The sequence below is a fragment of the Streptomyces sparsus genome (assembly GCF_054776295.1).
In genome coordinates this window covers 1-5,985 of the sequence record NZ_BAAHCA010000241.1, presented here as the reverse complement: position 1 = coordinate 5,985, position 5,985 = coordinate 1, and the positions used below count along the sequence as shown (strand labels likewise).

Sequence of the window (5,985 nt, the reverse complement as noted above, 5' to 3'; positions counted from 1 at the left end):
GGAGGCGGCGGCGCCGGGCTCAACGTGTGCATGGCCAGCAGGCCGCCCAGCACGGCCGGGATCAGCCAGAGCAGCAGCGCGCGCGCCGGGCGGCGCGGGGCGGTCTGCCGGATGCTGGTCACGTCGCCATGGTAGAGGTGCCGCGCCGGACGTCGAGGCGGGGCGGCCCGTCGTGTGGCCGGGGCGGGGCAACGGGCCCGGTTGATCCCTGCGACGGCGCATATCGCAGTGCCCCGAGGGGGTGCAAGAGGCGCACCGATGCGCGGGCGCACGACCTTTTCCGGTAATGACCGGCGCAATACCGCGTAGCGGTCGTACGGTGGTGGAGGCCGCCCGGAAGGAGAGCTGGAACCCATGGAGCACGAACAGCCCCGTGGCCATCCCGAGTTCCCCGCCTCCGCCGTCACCGGACGCATTCCGCTGGCGGTCGTGGTGGTGGACGTGCACGGTGCCGTCTCGCACTGGAGCACGGGTGCGGCACGGCTCTTCGGCCGCCCCCGGGAGCAGGCACTCGGCGGCTCGGCTGCCGAACTGATGCCGGTCACCGGCGCTTTCGGCGACATCGGTTGGGACGCGGGTATGCGCGGAGCCGGCACGTACGCGACGACCGGGCGGGCCAGGAGCGCCGGCGCTGACGGGCCCGAGGGGGACGTGCTGTGGTGGGCCTACCCGCTGGTCGGCCCCGGCCCCGAACGGTTGCTCGTGCTGGCCACCGGTTCCGCCGCCCTGCACTCGGCGGAGGCGGAGGAGAGCGAACGGGTGATGCCGGCCCTGGCGCTGCACACCGACTTCCCCGGCTCGACGGAGCTGGCCGCGCGCTTACCCGAGATCCTGCCGAGCATGAGCCCGCGGGAGAGCAGCCGCATCGTCTCCCAGGTGCTCGAACTCGGTTACCCGGTGCTGGAGATCAGCCGGCAGCAGCGGGTTCCGGTGACACCGGACTGGGGTGTGCCGCGCCGGGTGGAACGCCGTCCGAGGCGCCCGGTCGACGGCCCGGCCGCAGCTCCGGCGGCCCCTGCGGTGGGGGCCCCGGAGACGGACCTGGAGTACGCGGCGGTCCGGGAGCGACTGGAGTTCCTCAACGAGGTGAGCGGCCGGATCGGCACCTCGCTCGATCTCACCACCACGATCCACGAGGTCAGCGCCGCCGTGGTGCCGCGGTTCACCGACGTCGCGGGCACATACCTCCGCGAGCAGGTCATCGCCGGTGAGGGCTTTCCCGACGGCCCGCCGGACACCACCACGATGTGGCACCGCGTGGCCCTGGAGCACAACGACGAGCCCGGCCGCTGGGACGACGTGGTGCCGGTCGGCGAGTCGATGCCGTTCCCCGCGCACACCCCGTTCTTCCAGTGCATGACGAGCGGTGAGCCGGTACTCGTGCCGCGCATCAGCGAGGAGATGGGCAACGCCATCGCCTCCCAGTTCGAGAAGCGCGACATCCGTCCGCTCATCACGCACCGGTCGATGCTCGTGGTGCCGCTCAAGGCCCGCAACGTGGTGCTGGGCTTCATGATCCTGCTGCGGCACCGCGAACGCGCCGAGTTCAACGACATGGACCGCGTCACCGGCGCCGAACTCGCCGCCCGTGCCGGCCTGGTGCTCGACAACGCCCGCATGTACACCTACCAGGAGAACGTCGCGGACACGCTGCAGGACAGCATGCTGCCGCGGATCGAACCCAGGATGGCGGGCTGCGACACGGCGACCCGCTACCTGCCGGGCACCCGGCTCGGCCGGGTCGGCGGCGACTGGTTCGACACCATCCAACTGCCCGGTTCCCGCACCGCCCTGGTCGTCGGCGACGTGATGGGCCACGGCTTGAACTCCGCGGCCATGATGGGCCAGCTCCGCACCGCGGTCCAGACGATGGCGGGCCTGGACCTGGAACCGGCGCAACTGCTGCGCAGTCTGGACGACCTGGCGCAGCGGCTCGGTGAGAACTACCTCGCCACCTGCCTCTACGCGGTGTACGACCCGGTCGACTCGACGCTGTGCCTCGCCAACGCGGGTCACATCCCGCCGGTTTTGGTGCGGGCGGCGGACGGCACGAGCGTGCTGCTGGAGCTGCCCACCGGCGCACCCATCGGGGTGGGCGGGGTGGCCTTCGAGACCGCGACGTTCCCCGTCGCGCCCGGCGACCGGCTGGTGATGTGCACCGACGGCCTGGTGGAGGTGCGCGGGCAGGACATCGGCACGGGTCTGGCCGCGCTGTGCGAGTCGGCCGCCCACCCGGCGGCGTCCATGGACACCGCCTGCGACACGATCATCCGCACGCTGGCCGCCGCCACCGACCCCAGCGGACGCAAGGACGACGTGGCGCTGCTGATGGCCAGGCTGAACGGCATCCCGGCCGAGGACACCGCGCTGTGGCGGCTCCCGCGGGAGCCGCGGGCCGCCGGACGCGCCCGCCGGCTGGTGCGGGAACAACTCACCGCCTGGGGGCTGGGCGCCGAGAGCGACACCGCGGAGCTGCTGGTCAGCGAGATCGTCACGAACGCCGTCCGGCACACCCACGGCCGCCGGATCGAGCTGCGGCTGGTGCGCGCCGAAGGGCTGCTGTGCGAGGTCTCCGACGACGACCACGAGCTGCCCCAGCTGCTGCACGCCTCCGGTCTGCGCTCCTCCGGTCGCGGGCTGCGAGTGGTGAGCAGGCTGTCCCGCCGGTGGGGGACGAGCCGCACCGCACGCGGCAAGACAGTCTGGTTCGAGCAGGCACTGCCCCGCAGCCGATGACGGCGGCCGGCTCGCAGAGCCCCGGCTCCGCCGCGTACCGCCGTGCCCGCCGACGCCGGGCCCAGCCGACACACCGTGACGACAACCGCCGACCGAGGGGGCACACATGGAGACGTCCGAGCAGCACCGTGACGCGTGGGAGGCGTTCTGGCGGGAAGCGCCGGGCGGACCGCAGCGGGTCTTCTGGGACGCCGCGCCCGACCGCACCGCCGCCCGCCACCTGCCGCTGTTCCAGCCGCACCTGACCCCCGACCTGCCGCTGATAGACGTCGGGTGCGGCAACGGCACCCAGACGGTGTTCCTGGCCGGCCACCACCGGCCGGTGCTCGGCTTCGACCTGTCCGCGGCGGCCGTCGAACGGGCGCGGGCGCTGCCCGGCGCGGAGCAGGTCGACTTCCGCCAGGGCGACGCACGGGACCTGGCCGCGGCCGGGGCGCTGCACGCGGAGCTGGGGGACGCGCACGTCTACCTGCGCGGGGTGCTGCACCAGTGCTCCGACGAGGACCGGGCCGCCGTCGTCGCCGCGCTGGCGGTGCTGCTGGGGGAGCGGGGCCGAGCCTTCCTCGTGGAGCCGGCCGCGGCGGCCAAGGAGATACTCATGGGGCTGATGCGCCGACCGGGCGGGCCGCCGCCGCAGCTCGCCGCGGTGTTCGGGCACGGCATAGCCCCGACGGAGATGGCCGACGACTCGGTGACCCGGCTGTGCGCGGCCGCCGGCCTGCGTGTGGTGGCCGAGGGACGGCTGCCGCTGACCACCACCGAGCCGGCCGCCGACGGCTCGCCGGTGGAGCTGCCGTCCAACTGGCTCGTCGTTGGGCGGAATGGCTGACGGCGGCGACCTGCGGTCACCGCGTCACCACCCCGAGGCTTTTGTGTCACCCGGCGGACGCGTAACGTGCCCGGCATGAAGATCCTCGTCAGCGCCGACATGGAAGGCGCCACCGGCGTCACCTGGCCGGCCGACGTGCTGCCCGGCAGGCCCGAGTGGGAGCGCTGCCGCCCCCTGCTCACCGGCGACGTCAACGCCGCCGTCGCCGGACTGCTGGCGGGTGGCGCCGACGAGGTCCTGGTCAACGAGGCCCACTGGACGATGCGCAACCTGCTGCTGGAGCAGCTCGACGACCGGGCGGTGCTGCTCACCGGACGCCACAAGGCACTGAGCATGGTGGAGGGCGTGCAGCGCGGCGACGTCGACGGCATCGCCTTCGTCGGCTACCACACCGGGGCGGGCAGCGAGGGCGTGCTCGCCCACACCTACCTGGCCAACTCGATCACCGGCGTCTGGGTGGACGGCGCGCGAGCGAGCGAAGGACGGCTCAACGCCCTGGTGGCGGCCGAGTTCGGCGTGCCGGTGGTGCTGGTCACCGGCGACGACCGCACCTGCGAGGACGCCGAGGGGTACGCGCCGGCCGCCCGTACATACGCGGTCAAGGACTACGTCTCCCGGTACGCGGCCGTCTGCCGTACCCCGGCGGTGACGGCCGCGGGCATCCGCGCGGCGGCGCGGGAGGCCGCGTCCCTCGCCGTACGGGAGGAGCCGAGCAGCGCCCCGCACGAACTGGCGCTGGAGTTCGACGCCGAGCACCTGGCCGGAGCGGCCACGGTGGTCCCCGGCGTGACACAGGTGGGCGAGCGGCGTGTGACGTACGGCTCGCCGGACATGTACGAGGCGATCCGCTGCTTCAAGGCCGTCACCACGGTCGTCTCGGCAGCGGTGGAGGAGAACTATGGCTGACCCCGCGCATCTCGACCAGCAGGCACTGGACGAGGCGGTGACGTTCACGAGCGACCTGATCCGCATGGACACCACCAACCGAGGTGGTGGCGACGGCCTGGAGCGGCCGGCGGCGGAGTACGTCGCGGAGCGACTCGCCGACGTCGGCCTCGACCCGGTGCTGCTGGAGAAGGCGCCAGGCCGGACGAACGTCGTCGCGCGCATCGCCGGCAGCGACCCGTCCGCCGACGCGCTGCTCGTCCACGGCCATCTCGACGTGGTGCCCGCCGACGCCGCCGAGTGGACGGTCGCGCCGTTCTCCGGTGAGATCCGCGACGGTGTGGTGTGGGGGCGGGGCGCGGTCGACATGAAGAACACCGACGCCATGGTGCTGGCCGCGGTGCGGGCGTGGGCACGCGGCGGGGTGCGGCCCCGGCGGGACGTGGTGCTGGCCTTCACCGCTGACGAGGAGGACAGCGCCGACTACGGCTCGGGCTTCCTGGCCGACGCGCACGCCGACCTGTTCGAGGGCTGCACCGAGGGCATCAGCGAGTCCGGCGCCTTCATCTTCCACGCGGACGGCGGCCGACGCCTCTACCCGGTGGGCGCCGGAGAGCGCGGCACGGCCTGGCTGCGCCTGACGGCCCGCGGCCGGGCCGGGCACGGCTCCAAGGTCAACAGGGAGAACGCGGTGAGCCGGCTGGCCGCCGCCGTGCACCGCGTCGCCGAACACGAGTGGCCGGTGCGGCTGGTGCCGACCGTCCGCGCGGCGCTGACCGAACTCGCCGCCGTGCACGGCCTGCCGGCCCCCGACTTCGACGCCCCCGACTTCGACGTCGACACCTGGCTGCCCGGTCTCGGCCGGGCGGCTGCACTCGTCGAACCGACGCTGCGCAACAGCGCCAACCCGACGATGCTGGAAGCCGGTTACAAGGTGAACGTGATCCCCGGCAGCGCCGAGGCACGCGTCGACGGGCGCATGCTGCCCGGTTGGGAGCACGAGTTCGTCTCGACCCTGGACACGCTGACCGGCCCGGACGTCGACTGGCAGTTCCAGCACCGCGAGAACGCCCTGCAAGCACCCGTGGACGCACCGTCGTTCGCGGTGCTGCGGGAGGCGCTGGAGCACTTCGACCCCGGAGCGCACGTGGTGCCCTACTGCATGTCCGGCGGCACGGACGCCAAGCAGTTCTCCCGGCTGGGCGTGACCGGCTACGGCTACGCCCCGCTGCGGCTGCCGGAGGGCTTCGACTACCAGGCGATGTTCCACGGGGTCGACGAGCGGGTACCGGTGGAAGCGCTGCACTTCGGCGTCCGGGTATTCGACCGAGCTCTGCGCGCGCTCTAGGAGAGGCACCGATGGTGACCGTACAAACCCCCTACGGCACCTGGCCGTCCCCGATCGACGCCTCCCTGGTCGCCGCGCACGACGGCAGGCCCGACTTCCTCGGTGCGGTCGGCAGCGAGGTGTGGTGGACGTCGCCGCGCCCCGACGAGGCCGGCCGCCGGGCCCTGCTGCGGCTGCGCCCGGGGGC

At 73.4% G+C, this 5,985-nt stretch carries 4 protein-coding genes; all 4 read left to right on the top strand.

All coding sequences use genetic code 11. The features are described 5' to 3' along the window. Positions 1-354 precede the first annotated feature (354 nt). Complete coding sequence (locus tag ACYVE9_RS13250) at positions 355-2,736, top strand: ATP-binding SpoIIE family protein phosphatase (protein WP_461028017.1); 2,382 nt, start codon at positions 355-357, stop codon at positions 2,734-2,736. A 106-nt stretch (positions 2,737-2,842) separates the two neighbouring features. Beyond that, entirely contained in the window at positions 2,843-3,565 is a 723-nt protein-coding gene (locus ACYVE9_RS13245; protein WP_461028016.1) for a class I SAM-dependent methyltransferase, read from the top strand. A gap of 75 nt (positions 3,566-3,640) precedes the next feature. Continuing rightward, positions 3,641-4,471: a M55 family metallopeptidase gene (locus tag ACYVE9_RS13240; RefSeq protein ID WP_461028015.1), complete on the top strand. Its 831-nt coding sequence runs from the start codon at positions 3,641-3,643 to the stop codon at positions 4,469-4,471. Next, complete coding sequence (locus ACYVE9_RS13235; RefSeq protein WP_461028014.1) at positions 4,464-5,798, top strand: M20/M25/M40 family metallo-hydrolase; 1,335 nt, start codon at positions 4,464-4,466, stop codon at positions 5,796-5,798. Before ACYVE9_RS13240 ends, ACYVE9_RS13235 begins: the two co-directional genes overlap by 8 nt. The last annotated feature ends 187 nt before the right edge of the window (positions 5,799-5,985 follow it).

Excerpts from the sequence above, each read along its gene's own strand:
- ACYVE9_RS13250 (WP_461028017.1), top strand. The coding sequence starts at position 355 with ATGGAGCACGAACAGCCCCGTGGCCATCCCGAGTTCCCCGCCTCCGCC.
- ACYVE9_RS13245 (WP_461028016.1), top strand. The coding sequence starts at position 2,843 with ATGGAGACGTCCGAGCAGCACCGTGACGCGTGGGAGGCGTTCTGGCGG.
- ACYVE9_RS13240 (WP_461028015.1), top strand. The coding sequence starts at position 3,641 with ATGAAGATCCTCGTCAGCGCCGACATGGAAGGCGCCACCGGCGTCACC.
- ACYVE9_RS13235 (WP_461028014.1), top strand. The coding sequence starts at position 4,464 with ATGGCTGACCCCGCGCATCTCGACCAGCAGGCACTGGACGAGGCGGTG.